General features: G+C 69.0%; 15 protein-coding genes. 8 read left to right on the top strand and 7 right to left on the bottom strand.

Annotated features, from left to right (window positions below):
* Window positions 1-268 precede the first annotated feature (268 nt).
* From AB0K00_RS19460 to AB0K00_RS19470, 3 genes are all read left to right on the top strand, one after another.
* A complete protein-coding gene (locus AB0K00_RS19460) occupies window positions 269-1,252 on the top strand; it encodes a hypothetical protein (RefSeq protein WP_363522541.1) in 984 nt (327 codons plus the stop codon).
* 157 nt (window positions 1,253-1,409) lie between these two features.
* Window positions 1,410-1,694, top strand: a complete 285-nt coding sequence (locus AB0K00_RS19465) for a DUF3040 domain-containing protein (RefSeq protein WP_363522543.1) — start codon at window positions 1,410-1,412, stop codon at window positions 1,692-1,694.
* A 180-nt stretch (window positions 1,695-1,874) separates the two neighbouring features.
* Window positions 1,875-2,303: an STAS domain-containing protein gene (locus AB0K00_RS19470; protein ID WP_363522545.1), complete on the top strand. Its 429-nt coding sequence runs from the start codon at window positions 1,875-1,877 to the stop codon at window positions 2,301-2,303.
* 119 nt (window positions 2,304-2,422) lie between these two features.
* On the opposite strand, the gene AB0K00_RS19475 is transcribed toward AB0K00_RS19470, so the two are convergent.
* Genes AB0K00_RS19475 through AB0K00_RS19485 form a run of 3 tightly spaced genes read right to left on the bottom strand, consistent with a single transcriptional unit; the run spans window position 2,423 to window position 5,015 of the window.
* On the bottom strand, window positions 2,423-2,989 hold the full coding sequence (locus AB0K00_RS19475; RefSeq protein ID WP_363522547.1) for a GerMN domain-containing protein: 567 nt from the start codon (window positions 2,987-2,989) through the stop codon (window positions 2,423-2,425).
* Complete coding sequence (locus AB0K00_RS19480) at window positions 2,986-4,341, bottom strand: HAMP domain-containing sensor histidine kinase (RefSeq protein WP_363522549.1); 1,356 nt, start codon at window positions 4,339-4,341, stop codon at window positions 2,986-2,988. The genes AB0K00_RS19475 and AB0K00_RS19480 overlap by 4 nt, the downstream gene beginning before the upstream one ends.
* Window positions 4,338-5,015 carry a response regulator transcription factor gene (locus AB0K00_RS19485; protein WP_363522791.1) on the bottom strand — a complete coding sequence of 226 codons (678 nt, stop codon included), beginning with the start codon at window positions 5,013-5,015 and terminating at the stop codon, window positions 4,338-4,340. The genes AB0K00_RS19480 and AB0K00_RS19485 overlap by 4 nt, the downstream gene beginning before the upstream one ends.
* Window positions 5,016-5,157: 142 nt before the next feature.
* Between AB0K00_RS19485 and AB0K00_RS19490 the strand changes: the two genes are divergently transcribed.
* Entirely contained in the window at window positions 5,158-5,496 is a 339-nt protein-coding gene (locus AB0K00_RS19490) for an STAS domain-containing protein (RefSeq protein ID WP_363522550.1), read from the top strand.
* Window positions 5,497-5,760: 264 nt separating this feature from the next.
* Window positions 5,761-7,761 (top strand): hypothetical protein, encoded by a 2,001-nt coding sequence (locus AB0K00_RS19495; protein WP_363522552.1) that lies wholly within the window; start codon window positions 5,761-5,763, stop codon window positions 7,759-7,761.
* Here AB0K00_RS19495 and AB0K00_RS19500 read toward each other — a convergent pair.
* A complete protein-coding gene (locus AB0K00_RS19500; protein WP_363522554.1) occupies window positions 7,695-8,753 on the bottom strand; it encodes a lysylphosphatidylglycerol synthase domain-containing protein in 1,059 nt (352 codons plus the stop codon). The genes AB0K00_RS19495 and AB0K00_RS19500 overlap by 67 nt on opposite strands.
* A 57-nt stretch (window positions 8,754-8,810) precedes the next feature.
* Between AB0K00_RS19500 and AB0K00_RS19505 the strand changes: the two genes are divergently transcribed.
* On the top strand, window positions 8,811-9,929 hold the full coding sequence (locus AB0K00_RS19505; RefSeq protein ID WP_363522556.1) for a glycosyltransferase: 1,119 nt from the start codon (window positions 8,811-8,813) through the stop codon (window positions 9,927-9,929).
* On the top strand, window positions 9,926-10,693 hold the full coding sequence (locus AB0K00_RS19510; protein WP_363522557.1) for a class I SAM-dependent methyltransferase: 768 nt from the start codon (window positions 9,926-9,928) through the stop codon (window positions 10,691-10,693). Before AB0K00_RS19505 ends, AB0K00_RS19510 begins: the two co-directional genes overlap by 4 nt.
* Before the next feature lie 34 nt (window positions 10,694-10,727).
* Here AB0K00_RS19510 and AB0K00_RS19515 read toward each other — a convergent pair whose 3' ends face one another.
* The 3 genes from AB0K00_RS19515 to AB0K00_RS19525 form a co-directional block, all read right to left on the bottom strand.
* Window positions 10,728-11,606 (bottom strand): glycosyltransferase family 2 protein, encoded by an 879-nt coding sequence (locus AB0K00_RS19515; protein ID WP_363522559.1) that lies wholly within the window; start codon window positions 11,604-11,606, stop codon window positions 10,728-10,730.
* Between the two features lie 113 nt (window positions 11,607-11,719).
* The gene (locus tag AB0K00_RS19520) at window positions 11,720-12,955 is read right to left on the bottom strand and encodes a cation:proton antiporter (protein WP_363522561.1); all 1,236 of its coding nucleotides are present in this window, start codon (window positions 12,953-12,955) and stop codon (window positions 11,720-11,722) included.
* 7 nt (window positions 12,956-12,962) lie between these two features.
* Window positions 12,963-13,445, bottom strand: a complete 483-nt coding sequence (locus AB0K00_RS19525) for a cation:proton antiporter regulatory subunit (protein WP_363522562.1) — start codon at window positions 13,443-13,445, stop codon at window positions 12,963-12,965.
* An 825-nt stretch (window positions 13,446-14,270) separates the two neighbouring features.
* Between AB0K00_RS19525 and AB0K00_RS19530 the strand changes: the two genes are divergently transcribed.
* Window positions 14,271-20,330: an RHS repeat-associated core domain-containing protein gene (locus tag AB0K00_RS19530; protein WP_363522564.1), complete on the top strand. Its 6,060-nt coding sequence runs from the start codon at window positions 14,271-14,273 to the stop codon at window positions 20,328-20,330.
* The last annotated feature ends 273 nt before the right edge of the window (window positions 20,331-20,603 follow it).

Genomic DNA, 20,603 nt, shown 5'->3' on the forward strand with positions numbered 1-20,603 from the left:
CCGTCCGTTCCGGGAACCCTGCCAGCAGGGACCGGCAACCAGTGCACCCGCCATCTTCGCCTCCGGCGAGGCCCGGACTGACACCACAGCACGCAGACCCGGCCCGGTCACCAGCAGCCGGGCGAGGCCTGCGCTGTCTCGTCGGCACGTTTATGGCTACGGTGTTCCGGGTGAGGGCCCCGTCGGCCTGAGCAGATCCAGGTCCGCAGGGTGCGGCGATCCGACCGACCATGCTGGCCGATGATGAGGCCGAGTGGGTGTGAGGTTCGTGAGGGTATCGACCCGGGCGGCGTTGCTCGCCGTGACCGGCAACGCCGTCGTGATGGGCGCCGCCGGGGTCACCGCTCCGATCGGATGGCTGCTGGTGCCCGGCGTGGCCGGGATGGCGTCGAGGCCGCGGGTGGCGGCCTTGATGTCCGGCTGGGCAGGTGCGCTGATCCTGCTGTCAGTGGCAGTACCGATCGTCCCGGGCCACCGCGGCGACCGGGGGTCACTGGTGACCTCCGCGCTTTACCTTGCCGTCCTGCCGGTGTTGTCATGGCAGCGGCGACGGACCCTGTTCCGCCGGTCCCGGCCGGCAAAGCCGGCCTTTGTCGACGTGGGCACCGGGCGGGTCGACCGGCCGGTGATGCTGGCGGTGTCGCGGCTGCCCGGCGAGGTGGCCGTCACCGCGTACGCCCCGGGCGGTGGCATATGGCTGCTGATCGGCATGGTGATGGGGGAAGTGCCGGATCCGGAACGGTGTGTGTGGGTGATGGAGCGGGCGTTCCGTGCGGCCGTGCGTCGCGGCGGCGCCGGCTTGCCGCAGATGGCGGCGGTGTTGACACCCTTGATCCGGCGGTACGCCCCCGACGGGTACGTAGCGGCCACGTTCGTGCAGGTGAGCCGGGCCGGTGCGGTACAGGTGCTACGGTGCGGCGGCCCGGAGATCCTCGCACTGCGGAGCACGGCAGACACACCAGACGGCCGGCTGGACGTCGTGGATGCCGGACCTGGCGCGTTGCCGCTCGGAGCGGTACTAGAACCGGTGATCCCGCCCCGCCTGCCGGACGACGCCCGGATCGCGATCGTGACGGCCGGATACGCCATCGCGCACTACGACGGCTACGCCGACGCAGTGCACCACGCACTACGCTGCGCCGACGTCAGGCTGGTCGCGGCACGGCTGCTGGAAGGCCCGGCCGGCCCGGCCAGCAGCAGGAAACCGGTCGGCCCGGCGGTTGTGATCGGCAGCATCAGCGGTCCGCATTGACCCTGCGGCACACCGCGGCCGAGGGCGTCGTCGTTGGCGGCCGAAGCCTCTACTGGAAGTCATGTCGTGACTGTCATGCATCTGCAGAACATTCGTCATGTCCCGCAGCGATGATCGCCGGTGGTCCGAGGAATGGCGGAGACTGATGGATGGTTTGATGCTCGACGACGACGAGTTGTGGCGTCTGCGGCAGATCGAGCAGCAGATTGCAGGCGACGACCCGGCGCTGGCGCGAGCGTTGTCCCGGTTCGAGCCGGTAGTGCGGTGGCGCTTCCATGTGGCGCTCGGAGCCCTGCTCGTCGCATTGGGCGGTGTCCCGGCGGTAGTCATGGCCGATGCTGTCGCGCTGACCGTCTGGGTTCTGGCAGTGCTCGGTGTTTCCGGTGCGCTGCTGGCATGCGTCGGCGTCTGCTCGGCCCAGGGCTGGTTCGGGTCTGGCTGACTGACGCCCATAAAGCCGGCGCGCGACGGCGCCGATCGGCAACAGCACGGGACAGCGAACTCATTCGAACCGACGGTCGCCGTAGGGAAGTCGATGAGGACGGTCGCAGCCGTGAGCCCGCAACGGGCGCCAGCTTGGCGGTTCACGCGGGCCCGCCCACCCATGAGATCGGCGGTTGACATGTCCGACGCAGCCCAGCCAAGCAATGACGACGAGAAGCGGATCGCGCCCCGGCTCGGCGTCACCACCGAAGGCCGCGAGGGATTCGTGCTGATAACCGTCAGCGGGCACGTCGTGGAGCTCACCGCCCTCACTCTCGAGGTCCACCTGGCTCGCGCACTGACCGGTCGGCCCCCGAACCTCGTCCTGCTGACCAGTGCCGTGACGGCAATGGATGAGACTGCCGCGATGCTCCTGGACGCCGCTGCACAGATCGCCGTCGATCGCGGCGGGTTCCTGCGCCTGGTGGCGCCGTCCGCCGCCGTGTGGACGGCAGTCGAAACGCTTCGCAGCGCCACACTCAGCACGCACCGCAATGTCGCCGACGCGCTCCAGAATCGCGGCGCGGTGCTGAGCGCCAACAGCGGCGAGCACGGACCGCTCAGATAGTCCCGGCGTAACCCGCCGGGCGCCGAGAATCGTTGACGCGGCGATGCGTCGGCGGCGGGCGAGGTCCGGGCCCCACCGCTGATGACGGACCGGCGTGCCCTGCGAGCGGGCGGTCGCGATCAGGTTGTGATGAGGGCGGCGTAGTCAGCGGCGGTGAGCGGTCCTTCAGCAAGCGATCCGTCGGCGCGGGGGATGCCGAGCGGCTCACCGCCGTGGGTGAAGGTCACCGCATTCACGTCGTTGCGGGTGGTGAGCGTGCAGACGACCTGTCCATAGGCGAGCACTTCGTCGCTGCGGCCGGTGCCGTCCGGTGGGGTGTCGATCTCCACGTCTGCCTGGCCACGGTCGAGACGCACGTGACCAGTGACGGTGATGCCGGTGAGCGCACTGGTCAGACCGGCCTTGCGTTCAGATTCAGTCGGTCCGGCGAGGAGGCTTTCCAGCTGCTGGCTGATGGTGGGGTCCGAGGCTGTCAGACGATGGACGACGACCAGCCGCCCGTCACGAACCAGGTAAAGGATCTGCTTCGGTGCGCCGGTCGCCGCGCTCGTTGTGGCGGACGGTGCGCTGGCCGACCTTCCCCCTGGCGGAGTGAAGGTTCGCGGGTGGTCTTCGGTCGGTACACCGCAGGCGGTCATGGTCGCGAAACACAGCGCAAGGGCAAGGAGCGGCCGTCTGACGATCATGGGTATTCCTCGCGGAGTTCGACGCGGAAACGGGCGCCGCCGCCGGGCCGGTCGCGCACGACGGCGGTGCCGTGGTGCGCGGCGGCGTGTTGGGCGACGATGGCCAGTCCGAGGCCTGTGCCGTCGTCGGCGCCGCGGGCGCGTGCGGCCCGGCCGCGGACGAACCGTTCGAAGATGGTGTGTTGGTCCTCGGGGCTGACTCCGGGCCCTTCGTCGTCGACCTCGATGAATGCTTTGTCACCGGATCGGCCCAGCCGGACCGTGACCGGGCCGCCGCCGTAGCGGGTGGCGTTGTCCAGCAGGTTGCCGATGATGCGTTCGATTCTGCGTCCGTCGACGTGCCAGAGGCCGGACCCGCCGCCGGTGACCTCGACGAGGTCGGCTGCCAGATTTCGGTTCCGGCATGCGCGTCGGGCGACCTCCTCGACATCGACGTCGGCGCGCTGGGCGGGTTGGTCGCTTCGGGCCAGTTCGAGCAGGTCGTCGACGAGCGACTGGAACCGCTCGATTTCGTCGACGACGAGCCCAGCGGCGGTGTTGCTGCGGGTGTCGAGGTGCTCGCGGCGTTTGGCCAGGACGCTCGCGGATGCTGCGAGGGTCTGCAGCGGGGAGCGTAGTTCGTGGCTGACGTCGGCGGCGAATCGGCGGTCCCGCTCGATGCGTTGGGCGAGCCGGTCGACCATGTCGTTGAACGACGTCGTGAGCAGCACGAGGTCCGGTTCCATGGCCGGGTCGAGCCGGGTGGAGAGGTCACCGCCGGCGATGCCTTGTGCAGCTGCGGCGATGGAACGCATGGGGCGCAGCACGTACCTGGCCGCGTACCAGCCGAGTCCGGCAGCGGCGGCGGCGGTTGCCGCCGCCACGATTGCGAGGACCAGGCTCAGCACCCGCAGCGTCTGGTTCAGTTCCCGCAGGTAGTCGACTTCGTAGAGCGCGGTGTTTGCCGACAACGGGATCCCGATCACGGCGGCGGGGACGCCGTCGACTCGGACCCGCTGCAGACTGGCGTAGCCCTGCTCGACGAGGTGCCGCAGCCCGGCCGGGACGGCGGCGGTGGTGCCGTCGTCGGCGGAGCGTCCGTACCAGCGGCCTTCGCGATAGACGAAGGCGCGGCGGTTGCCGCCGATGTCCAATGATCCGAGCAACTCCACGATGTCCGGTTCGTCGGCGGTGAGTCCTTCGCGGATGATCCGCGCGTCGAAGGACGCGGTCCGCACAGCCACCCGCTCCCGGGCGGACAGCAGCGAAGTGCGGGTGGCGTGATAGGTCACCAGGGCGATCGAGGTCGACAGGCCGAGCGCGCCCGCGGCGAACCCGGCAACGACCCGTGTGCGGAGGCCGGCGCGTCTCATCGCTGCAGCTTGTATCCCATGCCGCGGACCGTGACAAGGTGCACGGGGGCGCGTGGGTCCTGTTCGATCTTCTGCCGGAGCCGTCCGACGTGGACGTCGACGAGCCGTTCGTCGCCAACGTCGTATCCCCATACCCGCTGGAGCAGCTGCTGACGGGTCAGCACCATCCCGGAATGCTCGGCGAGCTCGCACACCAGCCGGAACTCGGTGCGGGTGAGCGCGACCGGCTTGTTACGCAGCCGGACCTCTCCCGCGTCGGGAATGATCTCGAGGTCGCCGAAAAGCCAGACAGGCGCAGGGGTCGTCGCAGAAGATCGGGCGCGGCGGCGCAGGGCTCGCAGCCGCGCTGACAGCTCCTTCACCGCAACCGGTTTGACCAGGTAGTCGTCGGCACCGGATTCCAGCGCGGCCACGATGTCATGGGTGTCGTCACGGGCACTGACCACCACGATCGGCACGTCGTCATGGCGGCGCAGCTGCCGGACACACTCGAAGCCGTCGATGCCGGGGAGCATCAGGTCAACAAGCACGGTGTCGGCGGGCGACATGTGCTGTAGCTGTAGACCCTCCTCGGCGGTGCATGCGCTCCGCACGGTGTAGCCCTCATCTTCCAGGGCGAGCAGCAGCGCCAGCCGGATACGGTCGTCGTCCTCGATCACCAACAGGTCAACCACCTGGGCATCATGCCTGGCGGCGCACCCCGACTGCAGGGCCTGAGCCCGCATAGCGCCGGATGTCACGCAACTGTCATATGGACGGGGGAGAAGCCGCCAAAATGCGCGGTGACGCTGGCGGTACGACACGGAGGGACACGCCATGCAGCCAAGAGCACAACCTCCTGCACTGCCGCGGATTGAAATCCTGGTCACCGGCCCACTCGACACGGTGGCGGCGCCCCACATCCGGGCGCTGCTCGACGATGCCGTCGCGCTGAGGCCAGTTGACCTGGTGGTCGACATGACCGCGTGCGCGTTCGTGGACGCGGCGGGGATCGGTGTGCTGCTCGACATCCACCGCCAGGTGTGGCGCGACGGCGGCCGGCTCACACTGCGTGGGCTGTCGCCTCGGGTCACCCGCACACTCCAACTCGCCCGGGTCGACCGGGTCCTGCACGTTGCCGCCGACCCGGCAGAGCCCACACCCGCATCGTCATAGAACTGTCACGGGTCCGCAGGGCAGCTGCCACACTCCTCGCCCAGGCCGGTACACGCCGTCCGGCCACGCGCGCCACCTGCCTTACCGACCCCTTTCCGGGTGAGCCGGACTCTCCCGGCTGTCGTGGCTTCGTCATACAACGTCGGTATTTTCGTCGTACTTGGCACGGACAATGACGCGGTGGTGAGGACGGCGTCGCAACAGCAGTTGGCAGGTGCCTTTCGTGTGGTGCCGTTCACGGGGCTCAGTCGGTGGCGCCGCGCGGTGACCGCGCCGAGTGCCCGGGCTGGCTCCCTGCTGCTTGTGGTGCCCGCACTGCCGGTGCTTGCGGTGACCGGCTGGCTGCTCGTCGCCGTCCCCCTGGCGGCGCTGGGCGGCTTCCACCCGCTGACGGTCCTGCCCGCGGCGGTGACCGCGGCGACCCTGCTGGTGCGCTGGGCGTTGCCGCATCTGCTCGCCGCGCCGGCCCGGCCGGCACCGCCGTGGGCGCTGGCCGCGACGCTCTTCGTCGCGGTGGGTTTCGCGGTGCTGGCGGTGGCGACACACAGCGAACAGGCGGTCCTGCACCGCGATGCCGGCACGTATGCCCAGGTCGGTCTGTGGCTCAGTGGGCATACCGGCCTGACTGCACCGGTGCCCGCCGACGCGTACGGTTCGGCTGCGGACGCGGTCACCTTCGCCCACCCGGGGTTCTATGTGCAGGACGGCCAGATCGTGCCCCAGTTCATGACGGGTTGGCCGACGATGCTCGCGGCGGGATTCTGGGCCGGTGGCTGGCCCGTCGTGTTCGCGCTGCCCGGCGTCATCGGCGGCGCCGCGGTGCTGGCTGTCGCCGGGCTGGCAGCGCGGCTGTGCGGGCCGCGGTGGGCGCCGTTTGCGGCGCTGCTGCTGGCGGCGGCATGGCCCATGCTGCGGGTGAGCCAGACGACGTACTCGGAGCCCCTCGCCTGCCTCATGCTTGCCGGCGGGCTCGGCCTGCTCGCCGCCGGCTGGTCGAGCGGGGCGAGTGCGCGCGGCCGCACGGGCGCCGTGGTGCTGCTCGGGCTTGCCGGCCTGGTGCTGTCCGCCGGCGAACTGGTCCGGGTCGACATGGGCGTGGACTTCGCGTTGGTGTTGCCGGCCATCGGCTGGTGGTGGCTGTGCAAACGGCCAGGCGCCGGTGCGTTCGCCGCTGGGGCCCTGCTCGGAGGCGGCCTCGGCTACCTCGACTGCCGTTACGTGACATGGCCCTACATCCAGGTGAACCTCGCGTCGGTCCAGCTGATGCTTGCCCTGCTGGTCGCAGCGGTGCTGGCCACGGTTGTGGGCGGGCTGCTGCTGCGCCGCCACCCGCTGCAGATCGGCCCCGCTCGCCGCCGCGCACTGGCCCGTGCCGTGGCGGGAAGCATCATCATCGGCGGGGTGGCCCTCGCGGCCCGGCCGCTGTTCTACGTCGACCACTCCATCACTGCGCCGAACACGATGGACTACGTCGCGTCGCACCAGGAGCAGTTCGGCCTGCCGGTCGACGGCAGCCGCGGCTACGCCGAGCAGAGCCTGAACTGGGTGGCATGGTATCTCGGCTGGCCGGCCATCGTGCTCGCGGGCGCGGGGATCGCGGCGGCCGCCGCCGGCGCGGTTCGCGGCCGGGACTGGCGGCTGTTGCCGGCGCTGCTGGTGTACGGCGGATCAGGGCTCGCGTCGCTGCTACGGCCGGCCATCACGCCGGATCACCCGTGGGCGGACCGGCGGCTGGTGGTCGAGGTGCTGCCCGCAGTGGCGATCTTCGCGACGTTCGCGGTGGCTCGCACGGTGCCGGCGCTGCGCCGGGCCCACTGGCCGCGGTACGCGGTGGCACTGGTCCCGTTGGTGCTCATCCTGGTCGCGGCGGTCCCCGCCGTCCTCGTCGCTGCACCGCTTGCGCCGCAGCGCACCGAGCTCGGGGAGCCTGAGGCGGCCGCCACGGTGTGCCAGGCGTTGCGACCGGACGATGCGGTGATCATGACCGATACGCAGTGGGCCCCGACGGTACGCAACCAATGCGGACTGCCGGTCGCAGCGTTGGAGAACCCAACGGCCGAGCGGCTGCGAATGGTGGTGGCGGCGGTCCGGCAAGCCGGGCACGATCCGGTGCTGATGTCGTCATCGACGCTGCCGCTGCTGCCGTACGGGCTGCCGCTGGAGAAGATCGTGTACCAGGACGCACGCGAGGACCAGCATCAGCTGGTGCGGCGCCCCACCGGGACCGACCCGCGGCGGCTGGAATGCTGGCTGGTTCGCCCGTGACTGCGGCCGGCCGCAGCCGCGGCGCCGGCCAGGACGACATCGGCGCCGGTCATGACGGCCCGGGATAGCAGCGCCACGGCGGCGGCACCGGCGGCGCCGGTCTGGGTTGCGAGCAGCGCGACGAGCACCAGGTCCCGGGCTCCGGCGCCAGCGGGTGCGACGACGAGCAGGAACCCCACGCACCAGGCAAAGGCGAACCCGCCAGCGGACACCGCGGCGGCGGTCCCCGGCCGCCCGGTCATCAACGGCAGCAGGAGCAGCCACACGTGAACGCCGAACAGCAGCCACGATCCGATGGCCCACCCGACGGCGGCCATGACCGTTCGTCCCCGCAGCGGCTGCTCGGGCCTCGGCCGACGGGTCACCCGCAACCCGGTCGTGAGCAGCGCGTTGAGGACGGCCGGGTGCAGCGCCAGGGCGACGAGCGGAACGGCGCCCAGCAGCCACAGGTAGCGGCGGTCGGTGCCGGCCAATGCGAGGGGCAGCGTCACGGCCGCGGTGAGCAGGCCCGCCCCGAGCGATACGATCATGGTCAGCAGGGCGGCGGTACCGGTGCGGTGGCGAGGCACATGGTGCGCATGGGCGAGCTCCATCTGGGCCACGATCGGCCAGACCGAACCCGGGAGGTACTTGCCGAGTTGGCCGACGAAGAAGATCTTCGCCGCTGCGCCAAGCGGTACGACGGAACCCAGTCCGGCCAGGATTGCCCGCCAGACCTGCATCGTGGCAAGCAGCCCGACGACGGCGGCGACCGCAGCAGCGAGCACGGCGGCCAGTCCGACGTCCGCCGCGGCAGCGGTGATCGCGTGGCGGTGCGGGACGATCGCGGCACCACCGGCGGCAAGCGCGACGGCGAGGAACGCGAAGCGGGTCCAGCGGCTGGCGGCGACAGCCCGCCCGATGCGCCCGATGTGCCTGATGCGCACGTGCAGCCGGCGCGTGCCGGCCGTGCACGCCGATGGCCGGTCGGACTGCGGCAACCGGCTGGACATCCGCAGAGCGTAGCCCGTCCCAGCAGCGCACCGGAGGGCCCGTACACCCCTCGTGTCGTGTTCTTCGGCACGTACGACACCGCCACGCATCCGCGGGTACTCGTCCTGGCACAAGGCCTGCGGGCCTGCGGCGCATCGGTCGTGGAATGCAACGCGCCGCTCGGCATCAGCACCGCCGAGCGGGTCGCCGCGGTGCGTCAGCCGTGGCGTGCGGTCCCGCTCGCGGGTCGGCTTGCACGCCGGTGGTGGCGTCTGGCCCGGGCCGCCCGCACGATCCGCCCCCGCCGCGACGCTGCGGTCATCGACGCGGTGGTCGTCGGGTACCTGGGCCTGTTCGATGTGCACCTGGCACGCGCGCTGTTCCGCGGCGTGCCGACCGTGCTGGACCACATGGCGGGGGCAGCGGACACCGGGGCCGACCGGCGACTGGGCCGGGGGATGCGGCACCGCCTGCTGTCCACAGTGGACCGCGCCGCGCTGGCGCGTTCCAGCGTGGTCGTGGTCGACACCGACGAGCAGCGCGACGCCCTGCCGCCGCAGGTGCGAGCACGCAGCGTGGTATGTCCGGTCGGTGCACCGGACACCTGGTTCACAGCGGGCGCCGAAGTCCCGGCATCACCCGACGCGGACGGTCCGCTGCGGGTGGTGTTCTTCGGCCTGTACACGCCGCTGCAGGGCGCCCCGATCATCGGCGCAGCAGCTGCCCTGCTGGCAGGGCGACCGGTCCGGTTCACGATGATCGGACATGGACAGGACGACGCCGCCACCCGGCAGGCCGCCGCCGACGCCGACGTGCAGTGGCGAACCTGGGTCGCCGCAGACACGTTGCCTGCCGTTGTCGCGGCGCACGACGTGTGCCTGGGCATCTTCGGTGCCGGCCCGAAGGCGGCGCGCGTCGTGCCGAACAAGATCTTCCAAGGCGCCGCGGCCGGCTGCGCCATCGTCACCTCCGACACCGCACCGCAGCGGCGGACCCTCGGCGACGCTGCCGTGTTCGTGCCCCCCGGAGACCCGGCGGCGTTGGCCGCGGCGCTGGACCGGCTGGCCACCGACCGGGCCGAACTCGCCCGCCTTCGCACCGCGGCGCACACCGTCGCCGGTCAGGCGTTCACCGCCGGACGGGCCGCGACGCCGCTGTGGCACCGGATTCTCAGCACCCGAATGGAACTGCGATGAGCACACGCCTGGACCGGACCGCCCCGCTGTCGCTCAACGCATGGCTGCGCTTCGACCTCGTCGCGCGGCTGCTGCCCGCCGACGCGGTGGACGTCCTCGAGATCGGATGCGGTCAAGGCGGGTTCGCGGCGAGGCTCGCCCAGCGGTACACCTACACCGGCATCGAACCCGACCCCGCCTCATACGCGGTAGCCCAGCAACGGCTGGCCGGGACCGGAACGGTGGCGAACATCCGCCTCGAAGACCTGCCGCCGGCACGGTTTGACCTCGTGTGCGCGTTCGAGGTGCTCGAGCACCTCGACGACGACACGGCCGCCGTAGCCGCGTGGGCCACCCGCCTGCGTCCCGGTGGGCGCCTGCTGCTGTCAGTGCCTGCCTATCAGCACCGATTCGGCCCCGCCGACGAACTGGTCGGGCACGTGCGCCGCTACGACCCAACGGGCCTACAGGCACTGCTGACCGGCGCGGGACTCGAGGCCGTCGAGGTCCGTCACTACGGGATGCCGCTGGGCTACCTCCTCGAATCCGGCCGCAACGCGGTCGCCAAGCGGCGGCTGCGTCAGGCGGGCCGCGCCTCGGCGGCGGAGCGCACGGCCGCGTCTGGCCGGCTGCTGCAACCATCCCGGCCATTACGCGGTCTTGTGCACCGGTGGGCGACGGCGCCGTTCCGGTGGGCGCAGCGCGCGACGCCCGGCCGTGGGCCCGGACTGGTCGCCATGGCTCGCCGTCCCGCCGGTAACACCCCCGGGCCGGTGGTGCACTGACGCCCGCCGCCGGAGGGGGGTGCGGCGGCGGGCGTCAGGCGTCCGGGCGGGACCGGACGATGAGGTCGGCAAGCAGCGCCAGCGAACCGATGATGAGCCCCGTCAAGAACACCATCACAGTGTTGTTGGCCAGACGGACGGGATGGACCACGATGTCGAACACGCTCTTCACCGCTCCGATGCTCAGCAGCAGCAGGGCCGGGGGCATGAGGGCTTTGAGCGGGTCGAAGTACATCACCATGCGCAGCACCTGCAGCAGGTAGCGGTAGGCGTCGCGGACGAAACGGAACTTCGAGCGTCCGGCGCGCTTCGCGTAGTCGATCGGCAGATAGGCGATCGCGTGCTGGTTCGACAGGAACGCCAAGGTGATCGTCGTGACGCAGGAGAACCCGGGCGGTAGCAGGCGCAGGTACGGAGCGGCAACGCTGCGCCGGAACGCCCGCAGGCCGGAGTTGAGGTCCGGGATCGACTGCCCCACCAACCACTCGGCGGTCTTCCGGATCGCCCACTTCGCCGGGATGCGCAGCAGGCGGTGGCTGCCCTGCTCCGACGTCCGGGCGCCGACCACCTGGTCGATGCCCGGGTTGTCGCGCAGCCACTGCACCAGCTCCGGGATTCGCTCGTTCGGATACGTCATGTCCGCATCCGTCCAGACGACGATCGCACCCCGGGCCATCCGTGACCCGAGCCGCCGCACGGTGCCGGCCCCACTGTTACGGGGCATCGCAATCACCTGCAGCTGTGGCAGCGCGGCCTGCGCGTGGTGCAACACGGCGAGCGTGGCGTCGGTCGAGGCGTCATCGAAGGCAAGTACCTCATAGTGCAGCTCGGACCGGTCCATGACGGCGCAGATGCGGTCAAGCTCGGCCCGCACATGCTCGGCTTCGTTGAAGCACGGCAACACGATGGTCACGTCCGGTGCCGTCGCTCCGGCGCCGACCCCGGGCAGTGTGCGCCCGGTACCTGCGATATCAGGATCAGTTCTGACGTTCGTACCAGATTCGATGTTCATGACGTGATCGATGCTCATAACTGGCTCGGTGCGGGTTCTGCGGAATCAAACGCGGCCGAGGCGGGCGTTGCCTCAGCCGGGGTGTTGCCACTGCCGCGGCGGCGGTTGCGCCACCGCACGATCGGCTCCAGGGAGCGGGCCAGGATCGGACCCGTGACCGCCAGCACGAGCACGTATGCGGCTGCGAGCGGGCCGATCCGGTCGTTGAGTCCAGCGCTGACGGCGAGGCCCGCGATGACGATGTTGAACTCGCCGCGCGGCGTGAGCGCGATGCCGGCCCGGGCCCGGCCCAGCGGGCTGATGCCGACCCGCCGCGCCGCCCACCAGCCCGTGGCGATCTTGGTCAGGACCGAGACGACCGCGAGCGCCAGCGCGATGCCCAGCATCGGCGGCAACGTCGCCGGATCGGTGTGCAGCCCGAAGAAGACGAAGAACACGGCGGCGAAGAGATCGCGCAGCGGGGCCAGGACCTCGCGCGCGGTGTGCGCCAACGGACCGGACAGCGTGATGCCGACCAGGAAGGCACCGACGGCTGCGGACACCTGCAGCAGCTGCGCCACCCCGGCGACGAGCACGGTCAGACCCAACGCCTTGAGCAGCAGCACCTCCTCGTTCGGGGCGGCGATGAACATCTCCACGTACCGGCCGAAGCGCAGCGCGACGATCAGGATCACAGTGATCGTGGCCGCGGCGATCGCCAGTGTGCTGAGGCCGGCGACGAGCCCGACACCGGCCAGCAGCGCGGTGAGGATCGGCAGATATATGGCCATGGTGAGGTCTTCGAAGACCAGCAGCGACAACACGACCGGTACCTCGCGGTTGCCGAGCCACTGCAGGTCGGCGAGGACCTTGGCAGTGATGCCGGACGACGTCACGTAGGTGACGCCACCCAGCGCGACCGCGGCGACGGGACCCCAGCCCAGCAGCAGCGCCGTCGCCACCCCCGGTGCGGCATTGAGCACCAGGTCGACCACACCGGCCACCGCGTTGTGCCGCAACGTGCCGACAAGCTCCGGCGCGGTGTACTCCAGGCCCAACGTGAACAGCAGCAGGATGACGCCGATCTCGGCGCCGGTCGCGGTGAACTCCTCACTGGTCGCCAGCGGCAGGATGCCGCCCTGGCCGAAGGCCAGCCCGGCCAGCAGGTACAGCGGGATCGGTGAGATGGCAAACCTGGCGGAGACCGCGCCGAGCAGGCCCAGCCCCAGGATCACAGCCCCGATTTCGATCAATGCGATGCTGCCATGCATGAGCGGCTCAACCGTTGGCGAGAATGTCGGCGACCGCGGCGGTGCCGTCGGCTGTGCCCACCACAACGACGAGGTCCCCGGGGTCGAATGTGAAGTCCGGTCGGGGACTCGCCAGAATCTGACCGGCGCGGATCACCGCCACGATCGAAGCCCCGGTGCGGGTCCGTGCCTGCGTGTCGCCGAGGGTGCCTCCGTCGTACGGAGAACCGGCAATGATCGGCACCTGGACCGTCTTGAGCCCCGTCACCTGCCGTTGCAGGTCGGCCAGCCGCTCTACGATCCGCGCCGTACCCAGGAGTTCAGCGACACCGTTGGCCTCGTCGGTGTTGAGCGACAGCGTCGCAACCGCTGTGTCCGGATCGTCGCTGCCGTACAGCACCACGTCCCGCCGCCCGGACACGTGCGACACCACCGCCGCGTGCTGGCCCTTCGCGGTCACGAATTCATGCCGCAGACCGATCCCGGGTAGCGCGGTACGTTCGACCTCCACCGACCAGCAACTCCTTCACTCGCGACTGCGGCATCGCCCCAAGCACGCGGACCGCAGGCGTTAGGTTGTCGGGCTGGTATGGCAATCGCATAGCGACCATATGACAGTTAAATGACTATGGTTCCCAACGTCCGGCAGGGGCTGCGGCCAGGGTGTCCGGACATCGACGGAGGGGATCGGCGGATGGTTCGCGCCGGCCGGGACGACCATCTCCATGTGGCTGTTCGGCCGCCGTCCGCGGCAAGCAGGCGTTGCGTGCGTGGCGGCTGAGGCATGTGCGATGGCGACGGGTTTGACGGCCTGTTCGAGCCATTTTGGCGAAGAGAGCGGCAGGTCGTTTGGGGGAGCTGTCCGGGTTCCGTGACACCGCGTATCTCGGCGATGTGATGCCGGTCACTGAGCTACTCGGTATTGGCGGCTCTCACAGGGAGACGCCGCGGACGAGTCGGTGACGGCATGTAGTGGGTCTTTCAGGTTCTTCCCAGCATCGTCGGTCATCACTATCGTCCTGCCTGCATGATCGTTGCGGGGGAGGCACGCATGGTGGGTCGTCGGGGCGCATTCTCGGTGCACGGGTCGGGACGTGGCCGGATGTGGCGGTGCTTGACCGCCGTGTCGACAGGTGCGTTGTTGGGCACCGTGCTGGTGGCGCTGCCGGCGCATGCCGCGCCGGCCAACCCATCGGGGGCGGTGAATCCTCAAGAGCGGTCGGTGGCGGTGTCTCGGGTGCCGGGTCGAGCGCGGCCGGCGGTGGAGTCCGATACGGCGGCGTTGGGGAAGGTGCCGGCGCCGGTGTGGCCGGTGGCTGCGTCGGCGGTGGTGCCGGTGTCCGGGACTGCGCAGGCGCAGGCTCAGGCGAAACAGCAGGGGGCGGTGGTGGCGCCGGGTGGGTTGCCGGTGGTGGTGCGTCCGGGTGGTCCGGTGTCGGAGCCGCGCACTGCGGGGGAGCAGGCGGCGCAGGCGGCTGCTGCGGCGGTGTCGCAGGTGCGGATTTCGGTGCTTGGCCAGGACGCGGCCGCGGCATTGAATGTCAAGGGTGTGGTGTTGAGCGTGGCCCGGGCGGACGATGCTGCGGGGTCCGCGGCGGTGGGCCTGGACCTGGACTACGCGGCGTTCGCGACGGGGTATGGCGGCGACTACGGCGGTCGGCTCCGGCTGGTGTCGCTGCCGGCGTGCGCGGCGAGTACGCCGGCGTTGCCGCAGTGTCAGGTGCAGACGCCGTTGAAGTCGGTGAACAACCCGGTGTCGAAGCGGGTGTCGTTCGACTCGGTGTCGGTGCCGGGTGACCCGGCTGTGCTGGCGGGTGGGTCGAAGTCCGCCGGTTCGGGGTCTGTGGTGCTGGCATTGACGGCGGGTACGGCTTCGCAGGCGGGTGACTGGTCGAAGACCTCGTTGTCGCCGGCGGCATCGTGGTCGCAGGGCGGCTCGTCGGGTGACTTCACCTACTCGGTGCCGTTGAAGGTGCCGCCGTCGTTGGGCGGTCCCACCCCGAACCTGCAGCTGCGATACAGCTCGGGCGGCTTGGACGGCAAGACGGTGGCGACGAATGCGCAGGCGTCGTGGGTCGGCGACGGCTGGGACCTCGATCTCGGCTATATCGAGCGGTCCTACCGTGGATGTGCCGATGACGGCAACGCCACCGGTGACTTGTGCTGGACGTCGGCGAACGGCGACAACGAGCCGATCTCGATCGTGATGGATGGTGTGTCGGGGCAGTTGGTGCGGGACAGCACCACGGGTGAGTACAAGTCGGCGGTCCACACGGGGTGGAGTTTCAAGAAGTACACCGGCGCGGTCAACTATGACAATGACGGTGAGTTCTGGCAGGTGATGTCGCCGGACGGGACGCAGTACTTCTTCGGTCACGGCGGTGCCTACAGTCCGACGGCGGCGCAGACGTACTCCACCGGGATCGTGCCGGTGTACGGCAACAACAGTGGGGAGCCGTGTTACAAGACGCCGGCGCAGGGTGGGTATGCGGCGTCGTCGTGTCCGCAGGCGTTCCGGTGGAATCTGGACTACGTCGTGGACCCGCGCGGCAACAGCGAGACGATCTTCTACCAGAAGACGACCGCGAACTACGGACACAACAACGGCAACGGTGTCGCCGCCTATGACATCAATGTGTTTCCGGTGCGGATCGAGTACGGCACGCGGCAAGGTTCGGAGGGCGCGGCGGGGAAGCCGGCTCCGATGGTGGTCGACTTCGCGGTGAACCCGGCCGGCCGGTGCAACGACGTGGGGTCCTGCGGGATCGACGTGCCGTGGGATCAGTACTGTGTGCAGACGTCGTGTCCGAACCAGACCAGCCCGGCGCATTTCATGCAGTGGGCGTTGGCGTCGGTGACGACGAAGGTGTTGACGAATCCGGCCACCGCTACGTATCAGAACGTCGACCGGTGGACCCTCGACCACGACTTCCTGAACCCGGGTGACACCAGCCCGGCGGCGTTGTGGCTGGAAGGGTTGCAGCACACCGGGTTCAAGGGCAGCACGTCGTTGTCGGAGCCGCCGATGGCGTTCGGTGGTGGGGCGTTGGACAACCGGGTCGACTACAACATCGCCGCTGGTGTGCTGAAGCTGCGCCGGTTCCGGCTCAGCAGCATCGAGAACGGCACCGGTGGTCTGCTGACGGTGTACTACGCGGGACCGGACTGCAGCCCGACGAGCATCCCCGAGGGCAGCGCGAACAACAACATCTACCGGTGTTTCCCGCAGTACTGGTCGCCGGAGGGTGGTACGGCCGGGTTCGGCTGGTTCCACAAGTACGTGGTCACCGCGGTGCAGCAGACGGACATGGCCGATGCGACCGCCCTGCCTGTGCTGACCAGCTACAACTACAGCCTCACGCACTCCTCGACGAACGTGCTGTGGGGTCATGACCCGTCCGAGACCTCGCCGCTGTCGCGGCGGTCGTGGTCGGACTGGCGCGGCTACACCGACGTCACCACCACGACCGGGCCGGTCGGCGGCACGCAGACGGTGTCCTCGGCGCTGTACTACCGCGGCTTGAACGGTGACCGGGCCAGCGACACCGGCGGCACCCGATCGGCCACCATCACCGACTCGCAGGGCACCACCACTGACGTCAACCTGCTGCGTGGGAAGCTGCGGGAGGACACGTCGTTCCGGCCTGGCGGGCTGGCGTACTCCTCGACGCTGCACAGCTACGGCTGGGGTACGGTCGCGATGCGTCCCTTGGCGTACGGGATGGGGAACCTGGTCGCGAACAACTTCGCCGAGACCGAGACCCGCACCCGCACCCACACCACCACGGCGGGGGTCGAGGGGTGGCGGTGGACCAAGACCACCACCACGACCGACAGCTACACCCTGCCCACCCTGATCCGTGACTACGGTGACGAGGCCGACCCGCTCGACGACCGCTGTACCGAGATCACGTACGCCGACCGCAGCGTCGACCCTGCCAACGGCCGCTACCACGTCAACTACAAGCGGCAGACCCTGCAGACCATCTGCAACCTCCTCGGGGCCGGTCGAATCATCGCCGGGACGTTCACCTACTACGACGGCAACACCACCGGCACCGGTCCGGTCGGCCAAGGCCTCGTCACCAGGGTCGACGCGCTGAGCAACGTCGACTACAGCGTGCCGGCAAACCCGGTCCTGAGCTGGCAGAACACCGCTAACACCGGCTACGACAGCTATGGCCGGGTCGTCTGGACCCGCGATCCGATGAACGACAACTTCCACAAGACCCTCACCGAGTACACCCCCGCCGGGGACGCCCCGGTCATCACGACCGTCAGCACCAACCCGCTCGGGCACAAAACGACCATCACGACCGACGGTGCCCGCGGAGTACCGGTCACGGTCGTAGACGCCAACAACAAGACCACCACCGCGGTCTACGACCCGCTGGGCCGGCTCACCGACGTGTGGCTCAACCGCACCACCACCGGCCCGCCGGACTCTCATTACGTGTACGCGTTGTGGACCGTCGCAGCGCCGTCTCCGACCTCGATCGCCACGACGGTGCTGGGCCCGAACGGTAACGGGATCACCAGCTACGACGTGTACGACGGCAACCTGCGGCAACGGCAACATCAGGGTCCGGCCCCGCAGGCGAACACCGGACGGATCGTCACCGACTTCCAGTACGACGGACGTGGCCTCCACGCCAAAACGACCACGTTCTGGAACGTGAACGCACCGGCCGCCACGCTCGCCGGGTTCAACGACACCGACGCCGGCGTCAAGAACCAGCACCGCTACACCTACGACAGCCTCGGCCGGCAGACCGTCGACGCGTTGTACTCCGTCAACACCCTGCAGTGGCAGACCACCACCGCCTACGACGGGAACTTCACCACCGTCACACCACCCGCCGGCGGCACCCCGACCACCACCTATGTCGACAGCCGCGGCAATACCACTGAACTGCGCCAGTACCTCGGCAGTACCCCGACTGGTAGCTACCACGCCACCACCTACAACCACGACCTCCTCGACCGGCTGCGGACCACCACCGACCAGTCCGGCAATACCTGGACCAGCCAGTACAACCTGCTCGGCCAGGTCATCTCCACCACCGACCCGGACAAGGGCACCACCAACACCACCTACGACCTGAACGGCCGGCCGACGACGGTCACCGACGCAAGTCCCGTCAGCACGACCATCAAGTACGACGAGCTCGGCCGCAAGACCGGCCTGTATGACGGGGTCGGCACGACCGGATTCAAGAGGGCATCGTGGGCGTATGACACGGTGGCCAAGGGACAGCTGACCTCATCTACCCGATACGTCGGTAGCGACGCGTTCACCAGCACCATCACCGGCTACGACGACAGCTACCGGCCACTCGGCACCACCACAGTGATCCCGTCCAGCCTGAGCATGCCGTGGCTGCCGAACGGCGCCTACACCACGTCGATGACGTACAACGTCGACGGGTCCACGGCCACGCTGACCTACCCGGCGGCGGGCGGCCTGCCCGCCGAGACGCTGACCAGCACCTACGACAACACCGGCAAAGCGCTCACCCTGAGCGGGCTGGAAACGTACATCGCTGGGACGAGCTACCACGCCTTCGGCGCCCAGTACCAGCAGATCCTCGGCTCCGGTTCGAAGCGGGTCCGGCAGACCACCGTCATCGACGAGGCAACCGGCCGGCTCACCAGCGCCAAAACCGAGACCGAGAACGCCGCCAACCCCAACACGTGGATCGAACGGCTCACCGAAGGCTACGGCTACGACCCCGCCGACAACGTCAAGAACATCACCGAAACCCTCGCCGGGTCGGTCGTGTCCAACCAGTGTTTCGGCTACGACGCACTGCGTGAACTGACCGAAGCGTGGACCACGACCGCCGCGACGTGCCAGGCCAACCCGTCCGCGGCGGTGATCGGCGGACCTGACCCGTACTGGACCAGCTACCAGTACGCCACCGGCACCAGCAACTACAGCAACGGCAACCGCACCCAGGAGATCCGCCACGCCATCGGCGGCGGCACCGACACCACCCGCACCTACACCTACCCCACCACCGGCAAACGGCACACCCTTACCAAGGTCGACGCCGCAGGCGGCAGCACCAGCACCGACAGCTACACCTACGACAACGCCGGCAACACCCTCACCCGCAACATCACCGGCAAACCCGGCCAGATCCTCGGCTGGGACAGCGAAAGCCACCTCGCCACCGTCACCGACAGCGCCGGCGTCAGCAGCTACATCTACGACACCAACGGCACCCGCCTCGTCGCGAAGGACCCTGCCGGGGCGACGCTGTACCTGCCCGGCTACGAACTGCGCAAGGTCGGCAGCACCGTCACCGGCACGCGCTACTACGGCGTTGCCAGCCGTACCCCATCCGGCCTGACCTGGGTTGCCGCGGACCATCACGGCACCGGACAACTCGCTGTCGACGCGGTGAGCCAGACCGTCACCCGGCGTAAGACCGACCCGTTCGGCAACCCCCGCGGCGCCGACCCGACCTGGCCCAACACCAAGGGGTTCGTCGGCGGCACCCGCGACAACACCGGACTCACCCACCTCGGCGCCCGCGAATATGAACCCACCACCGGTCGGTTCATCTCCGACGACTCCGTCACCAACTCCAACGATCCACTGCAGATCAACGGGTACAGCTACGCCAACGGCAGCCCGTTGCGGCTGAGCGACCCGAGCGGCACCGAACCCAGGCCATGGCACGACCCCGACTACAACCCCGACGACTGCGCCAAGAGCAACAGTTACGAGTGCCACCCAGCCGACGACCCGACGAACAACAATAAGCCGTGGGTACCGCCAACGCCGAAACCTTGCACAAATAAGGGTGTGCAGATCACCTGCGACTTGACGGACACGGAGAAAGCCGCTCTGACCGAGCTCGAGGTTATTATCGCTCAACAGGCTCAGAACTGCATTCTGATGTGTGCTATTGCCTTCTTCAAAGGCAAGAGTGTATGGGAGAATGCGTGGTGCGCGGCAAACATCAGCTATTGCAGCTTCGTCAATACGGCCACGGCCATGGCAACAGAGGTGGCGAAAAAGACATTTCCTGAAGGTAGCCGGGAGTACAATGCGTTCAAGCATGCGTACTGGTTCGCGCTGCTGGGAATGGGCTCGGACATGACCCGCGATAACGCAATGCTGCTGGGAGCGGCACACGAAATCGGTGCGGTCCACAATCGTATTGCGACGGGCGACGTGGGGCCGGGGAAAGGTAGTTCGAACAATGACTACGGAACCCAGGACTCCAGGGTCGACATGTACAATAATGGCGTCGGGTTCGATATTGGCAGAAATATGAAGTCGATGAGCATCGTTGGAATGAATAGGAAGGAATTCAACGATCTGCTTGCAGCGCAAGTCAAAGCTGCGGTCCAGTCGAATCGAATGGCGATGTTCGGCGGTTAGTATCTAGTTGAACGTGATGGTCGTCGGTGTCGTGACGAACGCCATCGCACGTGCAGTCGTTGCGGCGGCCGCAGTCCTCGGACTTGCGGCTGCTGCCGGTGTCGCTGCCGCTGTTCGCCGTGTCGTTGACCAGTAGTCCGGTGCTCACCTCCGGCCTGACCGCATTCGCGTTCCTGCCGTGGTTGCTGTTCGGTCTGCCGGGCGGCGCGCTGGTGGACCGGCTGGATCGCCGGCGGGCGATGTCGACGGTCAACGTCATGCGGGCTGCCCTGC

Origin of the sequence: Dactylosporangium sp. NPDC049525 (assembly GCF_040676755.1) — a bacterium.
Classification (GTDB): Bacteria; Actinomycetota; Actinomycetes; order Mycobacteriales; family Micromonosporaceae; genus Dactylosporangium.